At 66.5% G+C, this 24,724-nt stretch carries 20 protein-coding genes and 1 tRNA gene; 16 read left to right on the top strand and 5 right to left on the bottom strand.

All coding sequences use genetic code 11. From position 1 onward, the window contains the following. Window positions 1–308: 308 nt before the first annotated feature. On the top strand, window positions 309–785 hold the full coding sequence (gene greA / locus C2U31_RS27710) for a transcription elongation factor GreA (protein WP_103275738.1): 477 nt from the start codon (window positions 309–311) through the stop codon (window positions 783–785). A gap of 282 nt (window positions 786–1,067) precedes the next feature. Here the strand turns inward: greA and C2U31_RS27705 are convergent, their stop codons facing one another. Then, complete coding sequence (locus tag C2U31_RS27705) at window positions 1,068–1,673, bottom strand: YhbY family RNA-binding protein (RefSeq protein ID WP_103275737.1); 606 nt, start codon at window positions 1,671–1,673, stop codon at window positions 1,068–1,070. Window positions 1,674–1,691: 18 nt separating this feature from the next. On the opposite strand from C2U31_RS27705, the gene C2U31_RS27700 reads away from it, so the two are divergent. The 5 genes from C2U31_RS27700 to C2U31_RS27680 all read left to right on the top strand — a co-directional run bounded on the left by C2U31_RS27700 (window position 1,692) and on the right by C2U31_RS27680 (window position 7,670). Further along, window positions 1,692–2,324, top strand: coding sequence for an RlmE family RNA methyltransferase (locus C2U31_RS27700; protein ID WP_103275736.1), 633 nt, complete (start codon window positions 1,692–1,694; stop codon window positions 2,322–2,324). Between the two features lie 226 nt (window positions 2,325–2,550). Continuing rightward, a complete protein-coding gene (gene ftsH, locus C2U31_RS27695) occupies window positions 2,551–4,449 on the top strand; it encodes an ATP-dependent zinc metalloprotease FtsH (RefSeq protein ID WP_103275735.1) in 1,899 nt (632 codons plus the stop codon). An 18-nt stretch (window positions 4,450–4,467) separates the two neighbouring features. Continuing rightward, entirely contained in the window at window positions 4,468–5,313 is an 846-nt protein-coding gene (folP, locus tag C2U31_RS27690) for a dihydropteroate synthase (RefSeq protein ID WP_103275734.1), read from the top strand. After that, window positions 5,310–6,653, top strand: a complete 1,344-nt coding sequence (gene glmM, locus C2U31_RS27685) for a phosphoglucosamine mutase (RefSeq protein ID WP_103275733.1) — start codon at window positions 5,310–5,312, stop codon at window positions 6,651–6,653. Before folP ends, glmM begins: the two co-directional genes overlap by 4 nt. A gap of 213 nt (window positions 6,654–6,866) precedes the next feature. Then, complete coding sequence (locus tag C2U31_RS27680) at window positions 6,867–7,670, top strand: GNAT family N-acetyltransferase (RefSeq protein ID WP_103275732.1); 804 nt, start codon at window positions 6,867–6,869, stop codon at window positions 7,668–7,670. Window positions 7,671–7,946: 276 nt separating this feature from the next. Here C2U31_RS27680 and ppx read toward each other — a convergent pair whose 3' ends face one another. Next, window positions 7,947–9,434 (bottom strand): exopolyphosphatase, encoded by a 1,488-nt coding sequence (ppx, locus tag C2U31_RS27675; RefSeq protein ID WP_103275731.1) that lies wholly within the window; start codon window positions 9,432–9,434, stop codon window positions 7,947–7,949. A 219-nt stretch (window positions 9,435–9,653) separates the two neighbouring features. Here ppx and ppk1 point away from each other — a divergent pair, with 219 nt between their 5' ends. The 5 genes from ppk1 (at window position 9,654) to pstB (ending at window position 15,899) form a co-directional block, all read left to right on the top strand. Then, on the top strand, window positions 9,654–11,729 hold the full coding sequence (gene ppk1 / locus C2U31_RS27670) for a polyphosphate kinase 1 (RefSeq protein WP_103275730.1): 2,076 nt from the start codon (window positions 9,654–9,656) through the stop codon (window positions 11,727–11,729). 273 nt (window positions 11,730–12,002) lie between these two features. Then, a complete protein-coding gene (pstS, locus tag C2U31_RS27665; RefSeq protein WP_103275729.1) occupies window positions 12,003–13,043 on the top strand; it encodes a phosphate ABC transporter substrate-binding protein PstS in 1,041 nt (346 codons plus the stop codon). Between the two features lie 124 nt (window positions 13,044–13,167). Next, window positions 13,168–14,187 (top strand): phosphate ABC transporter permease subunit PstC, encoded by a 1,020-nt coding sequence (gene pstC / locus C2U31_RS27660; RefSeq protein WP_103275728.1) that lies wholly within the window; start codon window positions 13,168–13,170, stop codon window positions 14,185–14,187. Window positions 14,188–14,216: 29 nt separating this feature from the next. Beyond that, window positions 14,217–15,071, top strand: a complete 855-nt coding sequence (pstA, locus tag C2U31_RS27655; RefSeq protein ID WP_103275727.1) for a phosphate ABC transporter permease PstA — start codon at window positions 14,217–14,219, stop codon at window positions 15,069–15,071. A 51-nt stretch (window positions 15,072–15,122) separates the two neighbouring features. Then, the gene (gene pstB, locus C2U31_RS27650; protein ID WP_103275726.1) at window positions 15,123–15,899 is read left to right on the top strand and encodes a phosphate ABC transporter ATP-binding protein PstB; all 777 of its coding nucleotides are present in this window, start codon (window positions 15,123–15,125) and stop codon (window positions 15,897–15,899) included. 126 nt (window positions 15,900–16,025) lie between these two features. On the opposite strand, the gene C2U31_RS30725 is transcribed toward pstB, so the two are convergent. Together C2U31_RS30725 and C2U31_RS27640 are read right to left on the bottom strand one after the other, a co-directional pair. Then, a complete protein-coding gene (locus tag C2U31_RS30725) occupies window positions 16,026–17,948 on the bottom strand; it encodes a hypothetical protein (protein WP_158658489.1) in 1,923 nt (640 codons plus the stop codon). Between the two features lie 178 nt (window positions 17,949–18,126). Next, window positions 18,127–19,029 carry a LysR family transcriptional regulator gene (locus C2U31_RS27640; protein ID WP_103275724.1) on the bottom strand — a complete coding sequence of 301 codons (903 nt, stop codon included), beginning with the start codon at window positions 19,027–19,029 and terminating at the stop codon, window positions 18,127–18,129. Window positions 19,030–19,187: 158 nt separating this feature from the next. Here C2U31_RS27640 and C2U31_RS27635 point away from each other — a divergent pair, with 158 nt between their 5' ends. From C2U31_RS27635 to C2U31_RS27615, 5 genes are all read left to right on the top strand, one after another. Then, window positions 19,188–20,117 carry an alpha/beta hydrolase gene (locus tag C2U31_RS27635; RefSeq protein ID WP_103275723.1) on the top strand — a complete coding sequence of 310 codons (930 nt, stop codon included), beginning with the start codon at window positions 19,188–19,190 and terminating at the stop codon, window positions 20,115–20,117. An 18-nt stretch (window positions 20,118–20,135) separates the two neighbouring features. After that, window positions 20,136–21,470, top strand: a complete 1,335-nt coding sequence (locus C2U31_RS27630) for an MFS transporter (RefSeq protein ID WP_103275722.1) — start codon at window positions 20,136–20,138, stop codon at window positions 21,468–21,470. 24 nt (window positions 21,471–21,494) lie between these two features. Beyond that, a complete protein-coding gene (locus C2U31_RS27625) occupies window positions 21,495–22,235 on the top strand; it encodes an SDR family NAD(P)-dependent oxidoreductase (protein WP_103275721.1) in 741 nt (246 codons plus the stop codon). A gap of 10 nt (window positions 22,236–22,245) precedes the next feature. Continuing rightward, window positions 22,246–23,064, top strand: a complete 819-nt coding sequence (locus C2U31_RS27620; RefSeq protein ID WP_103275720.1) for an SDR family NAD(P)-dependent oxidoreductase — start codon at window positions 22,246–22,248, stop codon at window positions 23,062–23,064. Between the two features lie 89 nt (window positions 23,065–23,153). Beyond that, window positions 23,154–23,230, top strand: a tRNA-Pro gene (locus C2U31_RS27615). Between the two features lie 101 nt (window positions 23,231–23,331). Here C2U31_RS27615 and C2U31_RS27610 read toward each other — a convergent pair. Further along, window positions 23,332–24,552: an MFS transporter gene (locus C2U31_RS27610; protein ID WP_103275719.1), complete on the bottom strand. Its 1,221-nt coding sequence runs from the start codon at window positions 24,550–24,552 to the stop codon at window positions 23,332–23,334. Between the last annotated feature and the right edge of the window lie 172 nt (window positions 24,553–24,724).

The raw sequence follows: 24,724 nt of genomic DNA, 5'->3' as shown, positions 1-24,724 counted from the left end.
AAATGCGCGGAAAACGACGGTTTTTCCGGCGGCTTGCAATTCGTCCGAACTTTGACCACAATATGACCTTGATTGCCCCGGTTCCGACCCGAGCCGGGGTTTTGTTTTGGTCGCAGCCCGCCGCCTCGCCGGCCGGCCGATCAGAGCGGGCAAAGGGGAAACCGATCGGGTTCAGCCTTGCGCCTTCCCTGATCCCGCCGTCCCGCAACAGTCGCCACGCAGCAACGGCGGCGCGAGAGACAGGCCTACGGCCTTCACACCGAGAACGCTCCGTCGGGGGCGTTTTCTACTTTTGTTTGGGAAACGACATGTCTGCCATTCCTTTGACCGTGCGCGGGGCCGAGCGCTTGCAAGAAGAGCTCCAGCGGCTGAAAACCGTGGAACGTCCTGCCGTTATCAACGCCATCGCTGAAGCGCGTGCGCAAGGCGATCTGTCGGAAAATGCCGAATACGACGCCGCGCGCGAGCGTCAGGGCTTTATCGAGGGCCGCATTGCCGAGCTTGAAGGCACGCTGTCCAACGCTCACCTGATCGACCCGTCCTCGCTGGACGCGGAAGGCCGGGCGGTATTTGGCGCCACCGTCGATATCGAAGACCTGGATTCGGGCGACCGCCTGACCTACCAGATCGTCGGCGACGTGGAAGCCGACATCAAGTCGAATCTGATCTCCGTGTCGAGCCCCGTGGCCCGCGCGCTGATCGGCAAGAGCGAAGGCGACGTCGTCGAGGTCCTGGCCCCGGCCGGCGTGCGCGAGTATGAAGTCCTGGGCGTGCGTTACATCTGACGCAGCTGCCCATTTAGCTGTAGACCATCAAAACACCATAGGTTGAACTTCACGTTCATCGGCAATCCGCGATAACATGCGGACCGCTTATGGTGGATCGGGCGCGTAATGCGCCCGTTTTTGTTGCCGCGGGTTCCTCGTCCGACCCGACCCCGGTGTTGGATGGCGCTGCGCCCAGGGCTACTTCGTCGCGGGGCGGTCCCGAGACGAAAAAAAGCCCCCTGGCGGGGGCAGTCCCGGCGCAAACAGGCGCTGCGCCGGATGGTTTTGCTTGTTCCGGACTCAGCGCTTGGACGACGAGCGGCGGCTGGTGCCGCTGCGGGCTCCGGCGCGCAGGCTGAGCGCGCTGCCCGCGCGGCGCGGAATCGCGTGGGCGCTGCCGGATGCCTTGCGGGTGCTCGGGCGCATGGGCTTGCCGTTCTTGTTGAGCTCGCTGGCCGGGACGCGCGCCGGCTTGGCCGGGGCTTCGTCCGGGTCGGCCCGGCGCGCCGGGCGCTTGGACAGCGTCTTGCCTTCGGCGGCGAGCTTCTTGGGCGTATGCGGCTCGGAGGCGCGGCGCTTGGCGGGACGTTCGGGCTCCAGGGCGGCCAGTGCGGCGGGCTTGATGTTGCCCGGCAGCTGGCGGAACAGGATCAGCGTCTTGCCCAGGTGGTGTACCGGGGCGCAGGACAGCTTGTCGCAGATTTCCGACAGCATGGCCTCGCGCGCCTCGCGATCGTCACCGCCGGCGCGGACCTTGATCAGGCCATGGGAAGTCAGCGCCCGGTCGATTTCCTTGAGCACGGCCTCGGTCAGGCCGTTGTCGCCGATCAGGACGACGGGGCGCAGGGGGTGAGCGGCGGACCGAAGGTCGCTGCGCTCGCGAGAGGTAAGTTCTAATATAGGCATGCGTGGAATTGTACGGTAATGGCCAAAAATAAATTCTCCAAAGACTGGATTCACCAGCACATCAACGATCCCTATGTGAAGCTGGCGCAACAGAAGGGCTATCGGGCCCGGGCGGCGTTCAAGCTCATAGAGATCCTGGACACCGAAAAGCTGATGCGCCGCGGCGACCTGGTGGTCGACCTGGGCTCGGCGCCCGGCAGCTGGTCCCAGGTCGCGCGCGAGCGCCTGGCGGGGCCGGGCGGGATCGTGGACGGGCGCATCATCGCCCTGGACATCCTGCCCATGGAGCCCGTGGCGGGGGTGGAATTCATCCAGGGCGACTTCCGCGAGGACGAAGTCCTGAAACAATTGGAGGAAATGGTGGGATCCCGCGCCGTGGATCTTGTTATTTCCGACATGGCCCCCAACTTGTCCGGGGTAGGCATCGCGGACGCCGCGCGCATCCAGCATGTCTGCGAGCTGGCGATGGAGTTTTCCTGCGCCCATCTCAAGCCCAACGGGGTGCTGATCGTCAAGGCTTTCCACGGCAGCGGCTTTTCGCAGATCGTGCAGTCCTTCAAGCAGCGCTTCAAGCGGGTGGTCGAGCGCAAGCCGAAGGCGTCCCGGGACAAGTCCTCGGAAACCTTTCTGGTCGCCCGTGATCTGAAGTAGCCCTGCCGGAGCCTGGCGCTCCGGCGCCACAAAACCACGGCCAGCCCCTGGACTGGCCAGCGAGACAGCGACCGGAAAAACCTCGAATCAGACGTAACCCTACGGCTCCCAGGCCTCCCAGGACGCAACGCAGTCCGTCAGGGTAGAATGGGCTATTGACATACTTGTGACTGTGCCATACGCGGGTGCGCAGTCGCCGGTCGGAATCGAAAGCAGGAGATCGACCTTGAACAACTCATTTTCGAAAGTCGCTGTCTGGATGGTGATAGCCCTTGTGCTGTTCACCGTCTTCAAGCAGTTTGACGGACGCGCCCAGACCCAGGACGGCGTGACCTACACGCAGTTCATGGACGACGCCAAGGCGGGACGCATCCGCAAGGTGGACGTGCAGGGTGGTCCTGGCGGCGACGTGCTGTACGTCACCCCGGACGCCGGTCGCGCCTACACGCTGACCTCGCCGGGCGACCTCTGGATGGTCTCCGACCTGCTGAAGTACGGCGTGCAGGTGTCGGGCAAGCCGCGCGAAGAGCAGTCGCTGCTGATGAGCATCTTCGTGTCCTGGTTCCCCATGCTGCTGCTGATCGGCGTCTGGGTGTTCTTCATGCGCCAGATGCAGGGCGGCGGTCGTGGCGGCGCGTTCAGCTTCGGCAAGTCGCGCGCCCGCATGCTTGACGAGAACACCAACCAGATCACCTTCGTGGACGTGGCCGGCTGCGACGAAGCCAAGGAAGACGTCCAGGAACTGGTCGACTTCCTGCGCGACCCGAGCAAGTTCCAGAAGCTGGGCGGTCGCATTCCGCGCGGCGTGCTGATGGTCGGCTCGCCCGGTACCGGCAAGACGTTGCTGGCCAAGGCCATCGCCGGCGAGGCCAAGGTGCCGTTCTTCAGCATCTCGGGTTCCGACTTCGTTGAAATGTTCGTCGGCGTGGGCGCGGCCCGCGTGCGCGACATGTTCGAGAACGCCAAGAAGCATGCGCCCTGCATCATCTTCATCGACGAAATCGACGCGGTCGGCCGCCAGCGTGGCGCCGGCCTGGGCGGCGGCAACGACGAACGCGAGCAGACCCTGAACCAGATGCTGGTCGAGATGGACGGCTTCGAGTCGGGCCAGGGCGTCATCGTGATCGCCGCGACCAACCGTCCCGACGTGCTCGACCCCGCGCTGCTGCGTCCGGGCCGCTTCGACCGCCAGGTCGTGGTGCCGCTGCCCGACATCCGTGGCCGCGAGCAGATCCTGAAGGTCCACATGCGCAAGGTTCCGCTGTCGCCGAACGTGGACGCGACCGTCCTGGCGCGCGGCACCCCGGGCTTCTCCGGCGCCGACCTGGCCAACCTGGTCAACGAAGCCGCCCTGTTCGCCGCCCGCCGCAATGGCCGCACGGTCGACATGTCCGACTTCGAAAAGGCCAAGGACAAGATCATCATGGGCGCGGAACGCCGCTCCATCGTGATGCCCGAAGAGGAGCGCAAGAACACCGCGTACCACGAGTCCGGCCACGCGATCGTCGCCCGCCTGCTGCCCAAGACCGACCCGGTCCACAAGGTCACCATCATCCCGCGCGGCCGCGCGCTGGGCGTGACCATGCAGCTGCCTGAGACCGACCGCTACAGCATGGACAAGGGCCGCCTGCTGTCCACCATCGCCGTGCTGTTCGGCGGCCGCATCGCCGAAGAAATCTTCATGGACCAGATGACGACGGGCGCCTCGAACGACTTCGAACGCGCCACCGCCATCGCCCGCGACATCGTCACGCGCTACGGCATGACCGACGAGCTGGGCCCCATGGTCTATGCCGAGAACGAAGGCGAAGTGTTCCTGGGCCGCAGCGTCACCAAGACCACGCACATGTCCGAAGCCACCATGCAGAAGGTGGACACCGAGATCCGCCGCATCATCGACGAGCAGTACAGCGTCGCGCGCAAGATCCTGGAAGACAACCGCGACAAGGTCGAAGTGATGACCTCGGCGCTGCTCGAATGGGAAACCATCGACGCCGACCAGATCAACGACATCATCGAGGGCCGCCCGCCGCGTCCCCCGAAGACGCCGCAAGGCCCGTCCGACACCTCCGACACGCCGCCCACCGGGCTGGCCGCCGGCGGCAACACGGCAGCCGCCGTCTGAGGTTTGCCATACTGAGTCATGGCGAATAACTTTCTTTGCGGGCGCTTCGAGTTCGATCTCGAGCGCCCGCTTGTCATGGGTATCGTCAATGTCACGCCGGATTCCTTTTCCGATGGCGGCCGGCATGACGACACCGACTCGGCGGTGGCGCACGCGCGTGGCCTGATCGCCGAAGGCGCGCACATCCTGGACCTGGGCGGGGAATCCACCCGCCCCGGCGCCGAGCCCGTCTCGGCCGCCGACGAGCTGGCGCGCCTGCTGCCGGTGATCGAGGCGCTGCGCGATTGCGGCGTGCCCCTGTCGATCGACACCTTCAAGCCCGAAGTCATGCGCGCCGTGCTGGATGCCGGCGCCGACATGATCAACGACATCTACGGCTTCCGGCAGCCCGGCGCCATCGAGGCGGTGGCGCAGTCGCGCTGCGGGTTGTGCGTGATGCACATGAAGGGAGAGCCGCGCACCATGCAGGCCAGCCCGCCCGAGTACACCGACCTGATCGGCGAGATCGGCCTGTTCCTGGGATCGCGCGCGCAGAAGCTGCGCGCCGCCTGGGTGGACCCCCGCCGCATCGTGCTGGATCCGGGCTTCGGCTTCGGCAAGACGGCGGACCAGAACTTCCAACTGCTGCGCCGGTTGTCCAGCCTGCGCAGTTCCAGCTATCCGCTGCTGATCGGCCTGTCGCGCAAGAACATGATCGGGCAGGCCACCGGCCGGTCCGTCGACGACCGGCTGCCCGGCAGCATTGCCGCCGCCCTGGCCTGCGTGGCGCGTGGCGCGTCCATCGTGCGGGTGCACGATGTGGCCGCCACGGTCGACGCGCTGAAGGTCTGGCAGGCGGCTGAACAAGGAGCAATTTGTTCATGATTCGACGCAAGTATTTTGGTACCGACGGGGTTCGCGGCGAAGTCGGCGGCCCGGTGATCAACGCGGAATTCGCGCTGCGCCTGGGTTACGCCGCCGGGCGCGTGCTGGCCCGTGAACACGCGGTGCGCGGCGGCAGCCGCCCGCAGGTGGTGATCGGCAAGGACACGCGCATCTCGGGCTACATGCTGGAATCCGCCCTGGAAGCCGGGCTGTCGGCGGCGGGCATCGACGTGCTGCTGGCCGGCCCCATCCCGACGCCGGCCGTCGCCTACCTGACCCGTGCGCTGCGCCTGGTGGCGGGCATCGTCATCAGCGCCTCGCACAATCCCTACCAGGACAACGGCATCAAGTTCTTCTCGGCGCAGGGCATGAAGCTGCCCGACGACATCGAGGCAGATATCGAGGCCGCGCTGGACGAGCCGCTGGGCTGTGTCGGGTCCGAGGGGTTGGGCCGCGCCCGCCGCATGTCCGACGCGCAGGGCCGCTACATCGAATTCTGCAAGAGCACCTTCCCCAACGACCTGGACCTGAACGGCATGTCCATCGTGGTCGACGCCGCCCACGGCGCCGCCTACAACATCGCGCCGCACGTGTTCCGCGAGCTGGGCGCCGAGGTGCACGCCATCGGCGTGCATCCGGACGGCTTCAACATCAACAAGGGCGTGGGCGCGCTGCATCCCGAGCTGCTGGCGCGCGAGGTGCAGGCCCGTGGCGCCCAGGTCGGCATCGCGCTGGACGGCGACGCCGATCGCCTGCAGATGGTCGATGGCGACGGCCGCATCTACAACGGCGATGAACTCCTGTACGCCATCGTGCGCGAGCGCATGCAGCGCGGCAAGGTCGACGGCGTGGTTGGCACCCTGATGACCAACTTCGGTTTCGAGCGCGAGATGCAGCGCCTGGGCGTGGGCTTCGAGCGCGCCAACGTCGGCGACCGCTATGTGCTGGAGCAGATGCAGAATCGCGGCTGGCTCTATGGCGGCGAAAGCTCCGGCCACCTGCTGTGCCTGGACTGCCATACGACGGGCGACGGCATCATCGCCGCCTTGCAGGTGCTGACCGCGCTGCGCCGCAACCAGGCCACCATGTCCGAATGGCTGGGCGAGCTGCGCATGTATCCGCAGAAGATGATCAACGTGCCGCTGGCGCCGGGTCAGGACTGGAAGACCCATGCCGGCCTGTCGGCCGCGCGCCAGTCGGTCGAGGCCGAGCTTGCGGGCCGTGGCCGGATCCTGATCCGCGCCTCGGGCACCGAGCCCAAGCTGCGCCTGATGGTGGAAGCCGAAGACGAGGCGCTGGCCGTGTCCAGCGCCGAGAAGCTCGCGGCCAGCCTGGGGTGATTCCGCTCGGGCGCCCGGGCAGGGCCATCCGCCGCATGACGGCGGGTGGCCCTTCTTTGTTGTTTCCGCGTATTGATTTGTAAAGTTTTGTTGAGCTTTGCGGAAATACCGTCTATCTGCTCCGAACTAAACTTCATAGTCACGTAACATATTGGTCAAGTCTTTGACATACAGGGCGTCCAAACTGACCGGACTCTCTGGGAGCTTCGCGCAATGCTGGAACTAGCACGCATCAACCCAAGCCGTAATGCCGCCGAACCGTGGACGGGCCCCGCCCCCAAGGTGCTGGTGGTCGGCCTGGCGCGCACGGCAGACGAAATCGAGCAGATCCAACGTCTGCGCTACGACGTCTTCACAGAGGATATGGGCGCGGTCTTTCCCGATGCCCAGGACGGTGTCGAGCATGATCGCTTCGACCCGTTTTGCGAACATCTGATGGTTCGCGAACTCGACGCCGGCCGTGTGGTGGGTACATACCGCATCCTGACCCCGGAAAAAGCCCGGGAGGCCGGCGGCTACTACTCCGAATCCGAATTCGATCTCTCGGGCCTGGGTCCGATCCGCGACGAGCTGGTGGAAGTCGGCCGCTCGTGCACGCACGCCGACTATCGCAACGGCACCGTCATCATGCTGCTGTGGTCCGGCCTGGCCGAGTACCTGCGCCGTGGCGGCTACCAGTACGTGCTGGGCTGCGCCAGCGTCAGCCTGCGCGACGACGGCGTCACCGCCGCCGAAGTGTGGCGCACCATCTCCAAGCAGCTGCCGCAGGGCGATGAGCCGTATGTCGAGCCGCTGCACCGCTACCCGGTGGAAAAGCTCAACAGCACGCTGCCGGCCCGCGTGCCGCCGCTGATCAAGGGCTACCTGAAACTGGGCGCGCGCGTCTGCGGCCAGCCTGCCTGGGATCCGGATTTCAACGCCGCCGACTTCCCGGTGCTGCTGAAGATGGACGGCATGGACGAGCGCTATCGCCGCCACTTCGGCCTCGATCAACCCGCCCCGACCGGGCAGCGCTGATCATGCGCCGCCTGTTCCGTCGTATGAAGATCAAACTGATACGGCGGGCCACGCGGCCTTTGCGTCAGGAATTGCGGCGTCTGGAAAGGCAGACGGACTTGTCGCCTTTTTGATCCGCTTGAAAAAAAAGCCAGCGTGCCGCGCAAGCGCCACGCTGGTTTTTTTCATAGGCTGGCCGGCGGTTCCGGGCTCGCCCGATCCTTCGCGTTCAAGAATGGAAAAGAAACGCCCCCAAGACCGGGGGCGTCGGAAGCGCGAAGCCGGGCGCGGTCGCCGTCAGAACTCCAGCACCTGGAACGAAAAGCCCACCTTGGACCATTCGGCTTCCTCGGCGCGCAGCGTGAAATCGCTGAGAGGGTGCTGGGCCAGCCATTCCTTGTTCACGCGCACGACGATGGAGTCGCCGCGCACCGACGCGGTCAGCGGCAGCGGCTCGATCTCGCCGCGGCGGCGGAACAGCAGCACGGCCAGGCGCAGGCTGAGGATGGCGGTCCATTGGGCGTGGTTGCGCACCAGCGGCTCCAGCTTGCTCAGCTTGCCCTGGTGGCCCAGCGCCAGCAGCGCCAGCAGCTGCTGGTCGGCGCGCGAGAAGCCCGGCATGTCGGCGTTTTCCAGCACGTAGGCAGTGTGCTTGTGGTACGCGTTGTGCGCGATCGACAGGCCCACTTCATGCAGGTCGGCGGCCCAGCCCAGCGCGGTGCGCAGCTCGGCGCGTTCGGCGCCTTCGGGCATCATGGCGTCGAACAGCGAGAGCGCGGCGTGATGCACGCGGCGGGCCTGGTTCGCGTCCACGTGATAGCGCTTCATGAACTGGCGCACGGATTCGTCGCGCTTGTCGTGCTCGACGTCGCGGCCCAGCAGGTCGTACAGCACGCCCAGCCGCAGTGCGCCGTCGCCCGTGTGCATGACCTCGATGCCCAGCTCGTCGAACAGCGCGCTCATGATGGCCAGTCCGCCGGGCAGCACGTCGGCGCGCTCGACCTTGATGCCGGGCAATTCCGACGGCACGACGCGCCCGGCGCGGACGATGCGATCCTTCAGCTTGGACAGGCCGGCGCGCGTGATGCCGCGGTCGGACATGCCGCCTTCGGTCAGGATGGCGAACAGCGCCTTGGCCGTGCCGGACGAGCCGTAGGCTTCCTTCCAGCCGGTCTTGCGGTACTGCTTGGCGATCACTTCGATCTCGCGGCGGGCGGCCAGCTCGGCCTGCTTCATCTGGTGCGCGTCGATCACGCCGTCCGAGAAGAACTGGCGGCTGTAGCTGACGCAGCCCATGTACAGCGAGGACATCAGCGTGGGCTCATGGCCCTTGCCGATGATGACCTCGGTCGAGCCGCCGCCGATGTCGATGACCAGGCGCTTGTTGGGCGAGGGGGGCAGGGTATGGACCACGCCCGAAAAGATCAGGCGGGCTTCTTCGCGGCCAGCGATGACTTCGATGGGAAAGCCCAGCGCGGCTTCGGCGCGAGGCAGGAAATCGCGGGTGTTGCGGGCGACGCGGAAGGTGTTCGTGGCCACCGCGCGCACGCGGTTGGGGTGGAAGCTGCGCAGGCGTTCGCCGAAGCGTTCCAGCACCGCGATGGCGCGTTCGATGGCCTCGTCGCCAAGGCGCTTTTCGGTGTCCAGTCCGGCGGCCAGCCGGACGGTTTCCTTGAGACGATCGATCTGATAGATCTGGGGCGTACCGTCTTGCTGGACGATGCGTCCGATGGAGAGGCGGAAGCTGTTGGACCCGAGGTCCACGGCGGCCAGAAGTTGATCCATGCGGCTCGTGATGATGGCTGTAAGAGTGGCCCGATTATAGATACCTCATGTGACAGTCCCCCCGGATTCGGGTTTTCTCTTATGGAACAGGGGCTTGGCGCGCGCGCGGTGTGATCCATGCGTCCCGGTTTTGTCGTACCCTACGCTTGCAGCATGTGTCACGGAAACGTCACGATTTTGAAGTAAAACCTCACGCTCTCTTCATGTATGGAATCTGGTATGACCACACGCCCGCCCGCAGAGCCCTGGCTGCTGAATCGAGAGTTGTCGCTGCTCAAATTCAACGAACGCGTGCTGGCGATGGCGGAAAGTCCCACGACTCCCCTGCTGGAGCGTCTGCGCTACGTGTGCATCCTCAGCTCCAACCTGGACGAGTTTTTCGAGATCCGGATTTCCAGCCTCAAGGAGCAGCAGCGCCAGTCGCCCAACCTGGTCGGCCCGGACGGCATGACCCCGGATCAAGCCTTCGACAACGTGCAGCGCGCCGTCCATGAACTGGTGACGCGGCAGTACGCGCTGCTCAACGACGAAATCCTGCCGGCCATGCAGGCCGAGGGCATCGCCCTGCACCATGCCTCTGAATGGAACCCGCAGCAGCAGGAATGGGCGCACGAGGTCTTCATCCGCGACGTGATGCCGCTCCTGACCCCCATCGGACTGGATCCGGCGCACCCGTTTCCGCGCGTCTACAACAAGAGCCTGAATTTCATCGTCTCGCTGTCCGGCGCCAACGCCTTCGGCCGCCAGGCGTCGATCGCCGTGGTGCAGGCGCCGCGCGCGCTGCCGCGCCTGATCAAGATGCCGCCCGAGCTGTCCGGCCATCCGGAAGGCTACATCCTGCTGACTTCGCTGCTGCGCGCCTTCGTGGGCGAGCTGTTCCCCGGCCTGGAGATGCTGGGCTGCTACCAGTGGCGCGTCACGCGCAACAGCGACCTGTTCGTGGACGAGGAAGAAGTCACCAATCTGCGCCATTCCTTGCAGGGCGAGCTGTCGCAGCGCAATTTCGGCGCCGCCGTGCGGCTCGAGATCGACAAGATGACGCCGCCCGAGCTGGAGACCTTCCTGCAGCGCGAGTTCTCGCTCAAGCCCGAGGACACCTACCGCGTGCCCGGGCCGGTGAACCTGTCGCGCCTCATGCAGCTGTGCAATGCCAACACGCGTCCCGAGTTGCTGTTCCCCGACTACCGCGCGCCGGTGCAGGCGCCGTTCGACCGCGTCGGCGACAAGCCCGCCGAGCTGTTCGAGGCGGTGGCCGAGCAGGACCGGCTGCTGCACCATCCGTACCAGTCGTTCCAGCCCGTCATCGATTTCCTGACAGCCGCCGCGCTGGATCCGGACGTGATGGCGATCAAGCAGACCATCTACCGCACCGGCGAGGATTCCGAGCTGATGAAGATCCTGCTGGCCGCCGCTCGCGCCGGCAAGGAGGTGACGGTGGTGGTGGAGCTGATGGCGCGCTTCGACGAGCAGACCAATATCAACTGGGCCTCCAAGCTCGAGGAAGTGGGCGCGCACGTGGTCTACGGCGTGGTGGCGCACAAGACGCACGCCAAGATGGCCGTGGTGCTGCGCCGCGAAAAGGGCCGGCTGCGCCGCTACGCCCACCTGGGCACCGGCAACTACCATCCTCGTACCGCGCGCCTGTACACCGACTTCGGCCTGCTGACCGCCGATCCCAAGCTGTGCGAGGACATGGACAAGGTCTTCGCCCAGCTGACCGGGCTGGGCGCGCGCCGCGCGCTCAAGTCGCTGATGCAGTCGCCCTTCACCATGCATGAAGGCATGGTCGAGCTGATCCGCGCCGAGGCGCGCGCGGCCCGGGCCGGCAAGCGCGCGCGCATCATGGCCAAGATGAACTCGCTGCTGGAAGAGCAGATCATCGAAGAGCTGTACAAGGCCAGCCAGGCCGGCGTCAAGATCGACCTGATCGTGCGCGGCGTATGCGCGCTGCGCGCGGGCGTGCCGGGCCTGTCCGAGAACATCCGGGTGCGCTCCATCGTCGGGCGCTTCCTGGAGCATTCGCGTGTTTTCTATTTCTACGCCGACGGCGACGAGACCGTCTACCTGTCCTCGGCGGACTGGATGGACCGCAATTTCTTCCGCCGCGTCGAGATCGCCTTCCCGATCTACGACAAGACGCTCAAGAAGCGCGTCATCGACGAAGCCTTCACCTACGCGCTGCGCGACAACCAGCTGTCCTGGCAGCAACTGCCCGACGGCGATTACGTCCGGGTGAAAAGCCGCGCAAAGCCCTTCAACGTGCACCAGTACCTGATGCAGAAGCTGGGCGCGTAGCGTCACGCCCGGGGCACGTTGATCTGTCCCCTTCGTCTCGCCGCAGTCCGACAATGCCGTTCGAGGCAGAGCCCCCCAAGCGAGGCCGCGCGGATCCGGCTCCGCCGGTCCGCCACCGGCGCCCCCCTGGGGGGGAAGCGCGCAGCGCTTCGGGGGGGGACCTAATGTGACTGTCACTAGCCTGTAATGTTGGGCTTCTAACATGCGGTGGTCGCTGAAAGACAGGCAGCAGAAAGCCTGCCAGATCCTCTAACGAGCACAGAAGGAACCAAGATGTTCAACCGTGTCTTCAAGCAAGTTTCCCTGGGCGTCGCGCTGAGCGCCGCCGTGTTCGCCGTGCAAGCCGCCGACGTGACCGGCGCCGGCGCTTCGTTCCCGTACCCGATCTACGCCAAGTGGGCGTCGGACTACAAGGCTGCCACCAACAACGCCGTGAACTACCAGTCGATCGGCTCGGGCGGCGGCCAGCAGCAGATCATCGCCAAGACCGTCGATTTCGGCGCTTCGGACGATCCCATGAAGGCTGCCGACCTGGAAAAGAACGGTCTGCTGCAATTCCCGGCCGTCATCGGCGGCACGGTCGCCGTGGTGAACATCGACGGCGTCGAGCCGGGCAAGCTGAAGCTGTCGGGGAAGGTCCTGGGCGACATCTTCCTGGGCAAGATCAAGAAGTGGGACGACAACGCCATCAAGGCGCTGAACCCCGACGTCAAGCTGCCCTCGGCCGACATCATCGTGGTGCACCGTTCGGACGGTTCGGGCACGACGTTCGGCTGGACCAACTACCTGTCGAAGGTTTCGCCTGAGTGGAAGGAACAGGTCGGCGAAGGCAAGGCCGTCAAGTGGCCCACCGGCCAGGGCGGCAAGGGCAACGAAGGCGTCGCCGCCTACGTCGGCCAGCTGAAGAACTCGATCGGCTACGTCGAATACGCCTACGCCAAGCAGAACAAGCTGGCCTGGACCCAACTGCAGAACAAGGCTGGCAAGTTCGTCCAGCCCGAGCAGAAGGCCTTCGCCGCCGCGGCCGCCAACGCCGACTGGAAGAGCGCGCCCGGCATGGGCGTGGTGCTGACCGACGAGCCGGGCGCCGATTCCTGGCCCGTGACCGCCGCCACCTTCATCCTGGTCCACAAGTCGCAGGACAAGCCGGTGCAAGGCAAGGCCGTGCTCGACTTCTTCGACTGGGCCTTCAAGAACGGCGCCAAGTCGGCCGAAGGCATGGACTACGTGCCGCTGCCCGAAGCCGTGACCAAGGAAATCCGCGCCGCCTGGGGCGAAGTGAAGTCCGCCGACGGCAAGGCCGTCTGGAAGTAAGCCGCAGCAAGGCGGGCGCTCGCGCCCGCCTGCCTTGTCCCGGTCCCGCTCGCGGGGGCCGAGGGCAGGGCGGCCCTGGCTAGACACCCCCGTTTTCCCCTCTGGCCCTAAGGAAAGTCCATCCATGAGCGCGGTAATGGATAATAGTGTGCCGCTTTCGCCCAATGGGGCGGATGATTCCGTGACCACCGGCACGCCTTCGCCTATGAAGCAAAACAATAATGCGCTGATGGATGCGCTGTTCAAGAACCTGACCCGCCTGTTCGCCTTCCTGGTGTTCATCCTGCTGGCGGCGATCCTGGTGTCTCTGGTCTATGGCAGCCGTGAATCGCTGGCCAAGTACGGCCTGTCGTTTCTCTGGCTGAACGACTGGGATCCGGTCAAGCAGAGCTACGGCGCCGTGGTGCCGATCATCGGCACGCTGCTGACCTCGGCCATCGCGCTGATCATCGCGGTGCCGGTGTCCTTCGGCATCGCCATCTTCCTGACCGAGCTGTCGCCCGCCTGGCTGCGCCGCCCGCTGGGCACCGCGGTCGAGATGCTGGCCGCGATTCCCTCGATCATCTACGGCATGTGGGGCCTGTTCGTCTTCGTGCCGGTGTTCCAGCAATACGTGCAGCCCTTCCTGATCGCCACGCTGGGCAACGTGCCCATCATCGGCGGCATGTTCGCCGGGCCGCCGTTCGGCATCGGCATCTTCACCGCGGGCCTGATCCTGTCGATCATGATCATCCCCTTCATCGCGGCGGTGATGCGCGACGTGTTCGAGCTGGTGCCGACCATGTTGAAGGAATCGGCCTACGGCCTGGGCAGCACGACCTGGGAAGTGATGTGGCGCGTGGTGCTGCCCTTCACCAAGTCGGGCGTCATCGGCGGCATCATGCTGGGACTGGGCCGCGCGCTGGGCGAGACCATGGCCGTGACCTTCGTGATCGGCAACGCCTTCAAGTGGTCCGGCTCGCTGTTCTCGCCGGGCAACTCCATCGCCTCGGCGCTGGCCAACGAATTCAATGAAGCGGGCGGCATCCAGAAGGCCGCGCTGCTGGAACTGGGCCTGATCCTGTTCCTGATCACCACCGTCGTGCTGGCCCTGTCCAAGATGCTGCTGGTCCGCCTGTCGGCGGGCGAGGGCAAGAAGAGCTGAGCCCCCGCGCGAACGACAAGGAAAAGATCATGGCTGTCTCCGTACTCAATATGCAGAACGGCATTTACCGCCGGCGCCGCGTGGTCAACCGCATCATGCTGACCGTCTCGCTGTCGACGCTGCTGTTCGGTTTGTTCTGGCTGTTCTGGATCATCCTGACGCTGCTGATGAAGGGCGCGCCCGCGTTGTCGTACACGCTCTTCACCGAAATCACGCCGCCGCCGGGCCAGACCGGCGGCCTGCTCAACGCGGTCATCGGCAGCGTGCTGATGGCCGGCGTGGGCACGCTGATCGGTACGCCCGTGGGCATCCTGGCCGGCACCTACCTGGCCGAATACGGCCAGCGCGGCTGGCTGGCGCCGGCCACGCGCTTCCTGAACGACGTGCTGCTGTCGGCGCCGTCCATCATCATCGGCCTGTTCATCTACGCCGTGTACGTGGCGCAGGTGGGGCACTACTCGGGCTGGGCCGGCGCCATCGCGCTGTCCATCCTGGTGATCCCGGTGGTGGTCCGCACCACCGACAACATGCTGCTGCTGGTGCCGAACAGCCTGCGCGAAGCCGCCGCGGCGCTGGGCTGCCCCAAGTGGCGCATGATCACGATGGTGTGCTATCGCGCCGCCAAGACCGGCATCATCACCGGCGTGCTGCTGGCCATCGCCCGCATCTCGGGCGAGACCGCGCCGCTGCTGTTCACCGCCCTGTCCAACCAGTTCATGTCGCTGAACATGAACGGCCCCATGGCCAACCTGCCTGTCGTGATCTACCAATACGCGGCCAGCCCCTTCAAGGACTGGAACAATCTGGCCTGGGCCGGGGCCACGCTGATCACGCTGCTGGTGCTGGGCATCAACATCCTTGCCCGCAACATGTTCCGCAAATAAGGACCGCTCGCCGGCTCGCGCAGCGCGCGGGCCGCAGCCTAGGGAAACCAAATGGAAAACACCGCCACCGCCGTCAAGAACAAGATCGAGGTCAAGAACCTGAACTTCTACTACGGCAAGTTCCATGCGATCCGCAATGTGAACATGTCGATCCAGGAGAAGAAGGTCACCGCCTTCATCGGCCCGTCGGGCTGCGGCAAGTCCACGCTGCTGCGCACCTTCAACCGCATGTTCGAGCTGTATCCCGGCCAGCGCGCCGAGGGCGAGATCATCCTGGACGGCGAGAACCTGCTCACCGCCAAGACCGATATCTCGCTGATCCGCGCCAAGGTCGGCATGGTGTTCCAGAAGCCCACGCCGTTCCCCATGAGCATCTACGACAACATCGCCTTCGGCGTGCGCCTGTTCGAGCGCCTGTCCAAGGGCGAGATGGACGAGCGCGTGGAATGGGCGCTGAGCAAGGCCGCGCTGTGGAACGAAGTGAAGGACAAGCTGCACCAGAGCGGCAACAGCCTGTCCGGCGGCCAGCAACAGCGCCTGTGCATCGCGCGCGGCGTGGCCATCAAGCCCGAAGTCCTGCTGCTGGACGAGCCGTGCTCGGCGCTGGACCCGATCTCCACCGCCAAGATCGAAGAGCTGATCGCCGAACTGAAGAACGACTACACGGTCGTGATCGTGACGCACAACATGCAGCAGGCCGCGCGCTGCTCGGACTACACCGCCTACATGTACCTGGGCGAGCTGATGGAATTCGGCCAGACCGACCAGATCTTCGTGAAGCCGGCGCGCAAGGAAACGGAAGACTACATCACCGGCCGCTTCGGCTGATGCCGGCCTGCGCGGGCGCCGGGACGGAACCCGCGCGGCGCCCACAAGCCGAGCCTCGCTCCCCCGCATGAACAAAGCGCCTCGGCATGTCCGAGGCGCTTTGCCATTTCAGCGGGGGCCGTCCGCTCAGGACGGTTGTTCGGGGCTCAGCGGGAAATCCCGTTCCAAGCTCTCCAGCCGCACGCGTTGTCGCAGCGGGGGCGCGAGGCGATTGAAGCAGGCCTTGGCGTGGTCGTCATCGCCCAGGCCCAGCGTCAGGTTGGGATACTTGTGCAGCAGCCTCGCGTGATCGCGTTCGTCCAGATCGGGGTTTTCCGCGATCCACAGCTGGCGCAGCCGCGGGTCGGCATCGGGGCCCGCCGTCAGTTCCTCGACATGGGCGCTCGTCAAGCCGCAACCCGACATGATCAGAACCGCAGGCAGGCGTTCCTGGGCGAGCGCGCGCAGCTGTCCGGGGGGGATGTCCGTTTCCGAGATGTCGACTGTTTCCAGCGACGGATGCTGGCCCAGGTCATCCAGATACTCGCCCATGCCCGCGCGCGCCAGCGAGATGTCCGAGACCTGATTGCCGAAGAGGACGCGCTGCCAGGCCTGGTAGGCGGTCTGGTCCTTGAGGAATAGCCGGGTGTCGTCGAGCCAGAGCGTCCGCAGGTCCTTCCATTGAATGTCGTCGTCCTCCGGCGACTCGATGAACTCCGTGCCGTCGGGGCCCGGCGTCGTTCGCGCCGTCTGCGGCGGCTTGCGGTCGTCCTCCGGGTAGCGGGTGACATTCGTGCCGCTCAGGTTCAGGGCCTGCAACGGCAAACGGTACAGCGCCGGGATGCTGGCCTCCGACAGGTCGGGATTGTCGCTGAGGTCCACCCGGCTCAGCCGCGACGACGCGGGCATCCGGGACGCCGTCAGCTGGGTCGAACCGTTCGAGCCGATCAGGTTGCTCGAGAGGTCCAATGCGGTCAGTTTCGGCATGCCGATCAGCGCGTTCGCGCCTTTCCCTGTCACGCCGTTCGATGCAAGATCGATGGTCTTGAGGGAGGAGGATTGTGCCAGTGCGATGGCGTCCGCGTCGTTCGCGTTGGCGCGCCATGCCCGTACCGACAGCAATCCCTGATGCCGTCCCGCCTCGGCCAGCAGTGCTTTCGTCGGCAGCGCATCGCCGATGATCGCCAGCGCGCGCAGGGAACGAGGCAGGACGATGGGCTCGTCGTGCGGCTGCAGGCCGGATGCGGAGTTCAGACTCAGCAGTTCGATCGGGAGCTTCTGCAATTCCTGCAGGGCGTCGCGAGTCAGGTTCACGCCATTGAGATAAAGCTCGGTTGTTTCCCTGGACAGCAATCTGATGTGCTGTGCGGTAATGGTCGAAACATACTCTTTGGACAGGAGCGCCACCTTGCTCGAGCTCCAGCCCGCCAGGTCTTTCTGAAACTGAGTCAGTCCGGGATCCTGCGCGGGTTGTTGCCCGGGACGCGCGTAGGGGACAGGCACGCTTTCGTTCTGCGTTCGAGGCGCGGAGCGGCCCGTCGGCTTCGACGGCGCCGGAGCGGGCTTGCCAATGGATGGGGCTGGCTGTTGCGTCGACGGCGTCGGCTTGCCGCCGGCTTGTGTCTTTTGCTGGTTCCAGAAGTTCCTGGCCGCCTGGGGGCCGCCGGCGGGCGCGTCGGCTGGTTGCGATGGTGCCGGGGCCGGCTTGCCGAACGTAGGCGGCTTGGACGGGGGCGGCGACGCATCAGCCGGGGCCGCGCCTGTCTTCGGACTGTTTTGCGGCGGTCGCGAAGCCGGTTTCTTGGCGGATGCGGCGTCCTGCTGCGCCCAGAAGGTCTTGGCGGAGCCACCGGTCCCGGCTGGCGGCGCGTCGGGAGCGCCGGTTCGACCCGAAGGCGCTGGCGATGGTTTTGGGGATGCACCGGATTTGGGCTGGAAGGGCTTTGGCGGCACGCGGTCCGTGGCCGGTTTGGCTTGCTGGAAGCCAGCCCGGTTGTTGTCGGGGGCTTCCTGGTTTTTCTGTGTGGGAGATGGGGAGGGGCCCGTGGCGGGCAGTTTTCCGATGGTCATGCGCAGCTCTCCAGAAGGGGGCTCTGGTGAGTGACCGTCGACCGGGACCGGGTTCCGGGTTCCGGGTCCCGGTCGACGAGGCTGACAGCGGGCGGTGGCGTTCCAGGAGCAGATCGTCAAGGAGATCGCGCTATGGCGCGACGCGGGCGTCAAGGTGGATTGAACGCAGCGCCCTGTTTCAGGCGGCCACGCCGTGGCGTTCGGCGATGCGCAGCAGCAGGGCGTCCAGTTCCTGGATGATCGGCCGATGGTCGTCGACCCGGCGCACCAGGGCCGACGGCATTGCCGGCAGGTCGATCTCCACGAAGGCGATCTCGGGCGTGGCGTAGTAGCTGGCCGCGCGCTTGGTCAGCATCAGCAGGCCCTCGCGCGTGTTGACCGCGGCGATGCCCTCGCGGATCGTGCGGATCACCGGCCCGTCGCCGATCGGGCGTCCCTTGGGCGTGTGGCGGGGAAAGTGATAGTCCTGCCATTCCTGGTTCACCGAGCCGGGCACCATGCGGACCAGGCGCTCGTCGCCCAGCACTTCCGGATCCAGCAGCGTGAACGCAGTGAACGGATGGTCGTGCGGCACGCACAGCATGCGCTGGTCGCGCAGTACGATCGGACCGTGGCACAGTCCGTCCGCGCCCAGCGGCAGCCGGCAGAACGCCACGTCGACCGAGCCATCGGCCACGGCGGCGTAGTGGGTGACATAGGTCAGCTCCACGAACTCCAGCTCGACGCTGGGGTGGGCCGCCTTGAATTCGGACACCAGCGGCCGATACAGCTCATAGAAACCACCGCCCAGGAAGCCGATGCGCAGATGGCGCGGCTTGCCGGATGCCTGGCGCCTGCAATCGTCGATGGCGCTCTTGAGCAGGATGACGGCGGGGCCCGCGCCCCGTTTCAGCGTCTCGCCCAGCGGCGTCAGGGCCACCCGGCGGCTGCTGCGTTCGAACAGCGGGCCGCCCAGCGTCCGCTCCAGCGCCTTGATGGCTTCCGATACCGAGGACTGACTCATGTGCAGCGCATCGGCCGCCCGGCCGAAGTGCAGGGTTTCGGCGACGGCGAGGAAGCAATCGAACTGGCGCAGATCCATGGGGCGGTCCTTTCCGGCGCGGGAGAGGTGAGGATTTGATCAATCGGAAATCACGATTGATTTGATGAATAATACCGCTTGTTCCCCTCTGGCGGCATGGGCAGAATTCGGCCCTTGCATCTGTTTTTATCCCAATACACAGCGCCAAGGAGAGGGGAATGACCGAATCGCGCACGCCGCGGCCGGATCTGGAAAAATCGGCAGAGCCGATTGAATTCGTGGTGGAAGGGGACCGCGTGCGCGGCACGCTCTACCTGCCGGCGCAAGCCCGCGGCCCCGTCGGGGCCGTGGCGCTGGCGCACGGCTGGTCGATGGTGGCGGGCGGCGACCTGGAGGACTACGCGGCCGCCATCGTCGAGCAGGGCCTGGCGGCGCTGACCTTTGATTTCCGCAACCTGGGCCGCAGCGACGGCCAGCCACGCCAGGAAATCGATCCGCAGCGGCAGATCCAGGATTTCCGCGCCGCCATTTCCTACCTGCGCCGCCGTCCCGAGGTGGACCGCGAGCGCATCGGCATCTGGGGCAGCAGCTACAGCGGCGGCCATGCCCTGACCGTCGCCGCCATCGACAAGCGGGTCAAGTGCGTGGTGAGCCAGGTGCCCACCACCAGCGGCTTCCTGGCGGCGCAGCGCCGCGTGCGCTACGACAAGGCGCTGGTCCTGCAGGCGGCGTTCGAGGCCGACCGCGAAGCGCGCGATGCGGGCCTGCCGCCCGCCACGCTGCGCATGGTCGATGCCGATCCCGAGGCGCCGGTGGCGTATCCGGGGCCCGACTCCTATGCCTACATGACCGGCGAAGCGAAGCGTTGCCCCGCCTGGGTCAACGAGGTCACGCTGCGGTCCCTGGAGCTGGCCCGCGCCTACGAGCCCGCCGCGTACATCCGCCGCATCGCGCCCACGCCCCTGTTGATGATCGTCGCGACCGGCGACGGCCTGACGCCCGCCGATCTGCAGCAGGAAGCCTTCAACACGGCCCACCAGCCCAAGCAGCTTCTGCTGCTGCCGGGCGGCCATTACTCCGTCTACACGGAACATTTCGAACGCACCCGCCGCGCGGCCGCCGACTGGTTCGCCCAGCACCTGCGCTGACCCCTCAAGGACAAGACAATGACGACAATAACAATGGAGACACAAGACCGCCGGCGCCGCCTGGCTTCGCTGCGCGCGGCGGCCGTGGGCAACGCCCTGGAGTGGTTCGACTGGACGCTGTACGGCACGTTCTCGGCCTATCTGGCCATGAACCTGTTCGATCCGTCCGATCCCACTTCGGCGCTGTTGGCCACGCTGGCTGTGTTCGCCGGCGGCTTCCTGGCGCGGCCCGTCGGCGGCTGGCTGTTCGGCCGCATCGGCGACCGCTATGGACGCAAGTTCACCCTGGTCCTGACGATGTGCCTGCTGGCCCTGACCAGCCTGGCCATCGCGGTGCTGCCGACCTACGGACAGGCGGGAGTGTGGGCATCTGTTCTGCTGTTCCTGTGCCGGCTGACGCAGGGCCTGGCGCACGGCGGCGAGTCCGGCGTGGCCTATACCTACGTCGCTGAAATCGCGCCGGCCAAGCGGCGTGGCCTGTGGTCCAGTTCCGTCTTCGTCAGCGTGACCGTCGGCGTGATGGCGGCGACTGGCCTGGCCGCCCTGCTGACATCCTGGCTGGGCAAGGACGCGATGCAGGCCTGGGGCTGGCGCGTCGGTTTCGCGGTGGGCGCGTTGCTGGGCATCTATGCGCTGTTCCTGCGCCGCAGCGCGAGCGAAAGCGATGTGTTCGAGCATCGCGCCGAGCCGGCGGGCGGCGTGAAGGTGTCGCGGCGCCAGGCCTTGCTGATCGTGCGCAACATCATCATGATCGCCGCGGCCTCCAACGCCACCTACTACACCTGGGTGACTTTCGCGCCGGCCACCGCCATCGCGACCCGGGGCATGGATCCGTCGGGCGCCTATACCGCCAGCCTGATCGCGCAGCTGATCTGCCTGCTGTGGCTACCCGTGTGCGGCTGGCTGGCGGACCGCTACGGCCGCAAGCCGATGGTGATGGCGTTCGGGCTGGGCGTCGCGCTGGCCGTGTTCCCGGTATCGCATCTGGTCACGGACCAGCCGTGGACCCTGTTCGTGGCGCAGCTGATCGGCCTGCTGGTCTGGGCGCTGCTGGCGGCCATCTTTCCGGCGGTGGTGGCCGAACAGGTGCCGACCGGCGCGCGCGCCATGGGCGTGGGCTTCATTTCGTCGCTGTCGGTCGCCATCTTCGGCGGCACGGCGCCGTACATCAACACCTGGCTGGGCGCGCAGGGATTGGGCTGGGTCTACACGGCCTATGTGGGCGCGCTGGGGCTGATGGCCTTCGCGGGCGGCTTCCTGATCAAGGAGACCGCCGGCGTGGACCTGAACGCCATCCGCCTGCCGGGCGAGCCTACGCGCGAATCCGTCGCCAAGCGTGCGGCCTTCAACTGAATTCCAACTTCTACATCCATTTCTATGAGCAACGTAAATTATCTGGACCTGGCAGGCAAAGTCGCGGTGGTCACCGGCGCGGGTGGCGGCATCGGACGCGCGGTGGTCGCGGCGTTGAGCAAGCAGGGCGCGCGCGTGGTCGCCACCGATCGCGACCTCGCGGCGATGGCGGGCGTGGATGCGGATTGCCGCGAACTGGACGTGACCCGGCCCGCCGCGATCCGGGCGCTGGCGGACGCGGTCGCGGCCGAGTATGGCGCGCTGGACATCTGGGTCAACAACGCGGGCTACATGGATCGCATGCCCGCCCTCGATCTGGACGAGGCCGCCTGGCAACGCACGCAGGACATCAATCTGAAGGGCACGTTCTTCGGCGCGCAGGCGGCCGCGCGGCACATGGTGGCGCAGCGCAGCGGCGTCATCATCAACCTGTCCAGCTATGCCGGCGTGAAGCCGCGCCCGAACTGCGCGGACTATGCCAGCGCCAAGGCGGCCGTGGCGCATCTGACGCAATGCCTGGCGCTGGAATGGAGCCCCCTGGGCCTGCGCGTGAACGCCATCGCGCCGGGCTTCATCGAAACGCCGATGAGCAGCTGGATGCATGCCGACGCGGCCACCCACGCCGAATACATCGGCCGCCTGCCCGCGCGGCGGCTGGGCCAGCCGGCCGAGATCGCGGACGCCGTGCTCTATCTGGCCTCGCAGGCCTCCGCCTATGTGACCGGCCATGTGCTGCTGGTCGATGGTGGCGTGTCCAAGACCTGAGGCGCGCGCGATGACGACGCAATCCTATTGGAGCGGCAAGGCCGCCGTGGTGACCGGCGCGGCGCGCGGGCAGGGCGCGGCCGAAGCCCTGCGCCTGCTGCGGGCCGGGGCCATCGTCCATGCGCTCGATGTGCTGCCGGCCGACGACCCGACGTGGGACGCGCTGCGCGCGGAGGCGGGCGCGGACGCCGGGCGTCTGCGGATACGCGTGGCGGACGTGGCCAGCGAAGCCGGCTGGCGGACGCTGGCCGCGCAGATCGAGCGCGAGGGCGCGCCGCTGTACGGGCTGGTCAACAACGCGGGCGTGACCCTGCGCAAGACCGTGACCGAAACCTCGCATGCTGAATGGCGGCGTTTGCTGGACATCAACCTGGACGGGCCGTTCCTGGCGATCCACGTGCTCGCCGGCTTGATGCCGGCCGGCGCGTCCATCGTCAATACCTCGTCCACCGCCGGCCTGACCGGCTATTTCAGCGCGGCCTACACGGCCAGCAAATGGGGGCTGCGCGGACTGACGCGCGCCGCCGCGCTGGAGCTGGCGGGACGGGGCATACGCGTGAACACCGTGTGCCCGGGCCTGGTGGAAACGCCGATGATCATGCAGCCCAATGCCGTGCACGACGCGGGCCGGGCGCGGCTTTTCTACGAAGGCAACCGGGATGCCACGCCGCTGTCGCGAGGCGCCGATCCCGACGAGATCGCGGCGGCCGTCATGTTCCTGCTGGGACCGGACGCCTCGTTCATCACGGGCGCGGACCTGCCGGTCGACGGCGGCATGACGGGGGGCGGCGTGTACTGGCGGATCGGCAAGGCCACGGGCAATCTGTAGACGGGCGGCGTTGCCCGTCCGGACTCGCCGAGTCGCCACGGCGGCGCGCCCGGGCGCGCGCCGCCGTATCTGGTATAGTTCCCACCCTTCGGGGCGTAGCGCAGCCTGGTAGCGCATCTGCTTTGGGAGCAGAGGGTCGCGAGTTCGAATCCCGCCGCCCCGACCAATTAAATCAAAGGCTTAGCTCATATTCTGAGCTAAGCCTTTTTGTTTGCGCGCGCGGAGCTGAATCTGCTTGAACCCGCGCGCTGGCACTGCGGCTCGGCATCAGCTTTCTTTGGCGCCAGCCAGGGAGGATCGTCGATTCGCCCTCACGGCATCATGGACTGTCAGGACTGCGCCCAGGCCCAGGCCCGCCAGGAAGACGGTCGCGGCCAGAGTGGGCTTCCCTTGCGCGAGCAGTGTCGCCGCCAGCGGGAGGAACGACAAAATGGACAGGTTGTTCAAGGTTTCCGCCGCCGCCAGCGCCGCGCCCTTGTCGCGGTCCGAGCGGCTGGCCAGCACCGTGGTGGCCAACGGGGCGCCTGCCCCCAGGGATGCTCCCCAAGCGGCCAGACAGGCGAGCGCGCCCCACAAGGGCAAGGGCGGCAGGTAGAACGCGGCGACCGATGCGACGAGCAGCACATTGGTGATGACCAGCGCGCATTCCTCGCCGGAGCCCAGGCGTCGCAGCGCGCCGGCGGAAAGATTGCCCACGGCGAGTCCGATGCCGAATGCGGCAGTGCTCAGTCCGACCTGGGCCACGTCCAGGGCATAGCGCAGGCGCAGGACTTCTCCCGACAGCAGAAAGGCGGCGACACCCGTCCCGTTCCACAGTCCCTTGGCGAGCAGGGGGCGCACGATGTCCGGCTTGCGCAGCCATCGCAGCGGGCGCTGCGCGGCCGGAACCGTCGCCGCCGTTGGGGCGCGACCGCCGGGCATGGCCATGCGGCCGACGAGAAAGGCGGCGAGGCAGCCCGCCGAGACCAGCAAGAAAGGCGCGCGCCAGCCTATCCAGCCAGTGAGAACACCGGCGATGGCCGGGCCGGTCGCGATGCCCGCCGTCATGCCGAGCATGACGACGCCCATCGCCGCCGCATGACGCTGGCGCGGCAAGCGTTCGGAGACCAACGCGAAGGCGTTGGGAATGATGACGGCCGAGGCCAGGCCGCCAAGAATCCGCAGCGCCACCGCTATTTCAAAGGTGGGCGCGAGCGCGATGCCCAAGCCGTCCAACGCGAACAGGAACAGGGCGATCAGCAAGGGTCGACGCCGTCCGATGCGGTCTGACAGATGTCCGAAGACGGGCGCGGCGAGCGCATACGCAAAGGCATAGCTGGAGACCAGCCAGGTGATCTGGCCGGAATCGACGCCGAAGGCGCGACCGAGCGGGTCCAGCATCGCCGAGAGCATGAACTCGCTCGCGCCGACGAAGAACACCGACATGGAAAGCATGGACAACAACGGGCCGTTGTTGCCCGCAAGAGCAATCGTTTTGGAATGGGGCATGCCTTTCCTCGTGTAAACACGTGTGGGGAAGGGGGAGAAGCGTGGAGGGATCAATGTCGCCAGGGAGGCGGCGCGCCACCGGGACGGTGGCGGGGAACGGCGGAGTGCGCTTTGCAGGGGGGGGCGCAAGGACCGGAGAGCATCAGGGCCGGCGGCGCGCCGGATCAGATGC

Source organism: Achromobacter sp. AONIH1 (assembly GCF_002902905.1).
Lineage (GTDB): Bacteria > Pseudomonadota > Gammaproteobacteria > Burkholderiales > Burkholderiaceae_B > Achromobacter.
Note: the sequence above shows the minus strand (reverse complement) of the source record. Positions and strands in the feature narration are given on the sequence as shown.

Coding starts and splice junctions, on each gene's coding strand:
- greA (WP_103275738.1), top strand. CDS start 309: ATGTCTGCCATTCCTTTGACCGTGCGCGGGGCCGAGCGCTTGCAAGAA.
- C2U31_RS27705 (WP_103275737.1), bottom strand. CDS start 1,673: ATGCCTATATTAGAACTTACCTCTCGCGAGCGCAGCGACCTTCGGTCC.
- C2U31_RS27700 (WP_103275736.1), top strand. CDS start 1,692: ATGGCCAAAAATAAATTCTCCAAAGACTGGATTCACCAGCACATCAAC.
- folP (WP_103275734.1), top strand. CDS start 4,468: ATGGCGAATAACTTTCTTTGCGGGCGCTTCGAGTTCGATCTCGAGCGC.
- glmM (WP_103275733.1), top strand. CDS start 5,310: ATGATTCGACGCAAGTATTTTGGTACCGACGGGGTTCGCGGCGAAGTC.
- C2U31_RS27680 (WP_103275732.1), top strand. CDS start 6,867: ATGCTGGAACTAGCACGCATCAACCCAAGCCGTAATGCCGCCGAACCG.
- ppx (WP_103275731.1), bottom strand. CDS start 9,434: ATGGATCAACTTCTGGCCGCCGTGGACCTCGGGTCCAACAGCTTCCGC.
- ppk1 (WP_103275730.1), top strand. CDS start 9,654: ATGACCACACGCCCGCCCGCAGAGCCCTGGCTGCTGAATCGAGAGTTG.
- pstS (WP_103275729.1), top strand. CDS start 12,003: ATGTTCAACCGTGTCTTCAAGCAAGTTTCCCTGGGCGTCGCGCTGAGC.
- pstC (WP_103275728.1), top strand. CDS start 13,168: ATGAGCGCGGTAATGGATAATAGTGTGCCGCTTTCGCCCAATGGGGCG.
- pstA (WP_103275727.1), top strand. CDS start 14,217: ATGGCTGTCTCCGTACTCAATATGCAGAACGGCATTTACCGCCGGCGC.
- pstB (WP_103275726.1), top strand. CDS start 15,123: ATGGAAAACACCGCCACCGCCGTCAAGAACAAGATCGAGGTCAAGAAC.
- C2U31_RS30725 (WP_158658489.1), bottom strand. CDS start 17,948: ATGACCATCGGAAAACTGCCCGCCACGGGCCCCTCCCCATCTCCCACA.
- C2U31_RS27640 (WP_103275724.1), bottom strand. CDS start 19,029: ATGGATCTGCGCCAGTTCGATTGCTTCCTCGCCGTCGCCGAAACCCTG.
- C2U31_RS27635 (WP_103275723.1), top strand. CDS start 19,188: ATGACCGAATCGCGCACGCCGCGGCCGGATCTGGAAAAATCGGCAGAG.
- C2U31_RS27630 (WP_103275722.1), top strand. CDS start 20,136: ATGACGACAATAACAATGGAGACACAAGACCGCCGGCGCCGCCTGGCT.
- C2U31_RS27625 (WP_103275721.1), top strand. CDS start 21,495: ATGAGCAACGTAAATTATCTGGACCTGGCAGGCAAAGTCGCGGTGGTC.
- C2U31_RS27620 (WP_103275720.1), top strand. CDS start 22,246: ATGACGACGCAATCCTATTGGAGCGGCAAGGCCGCCGTGGTGACCGGC.
- C2U31_RS27610 (WP_103275719.1), bottom strand. CDS start 24,552: ATGCCCCATTCCAAAACGATTGCTCTTGCGGGCAACAACGGCCCGTTG.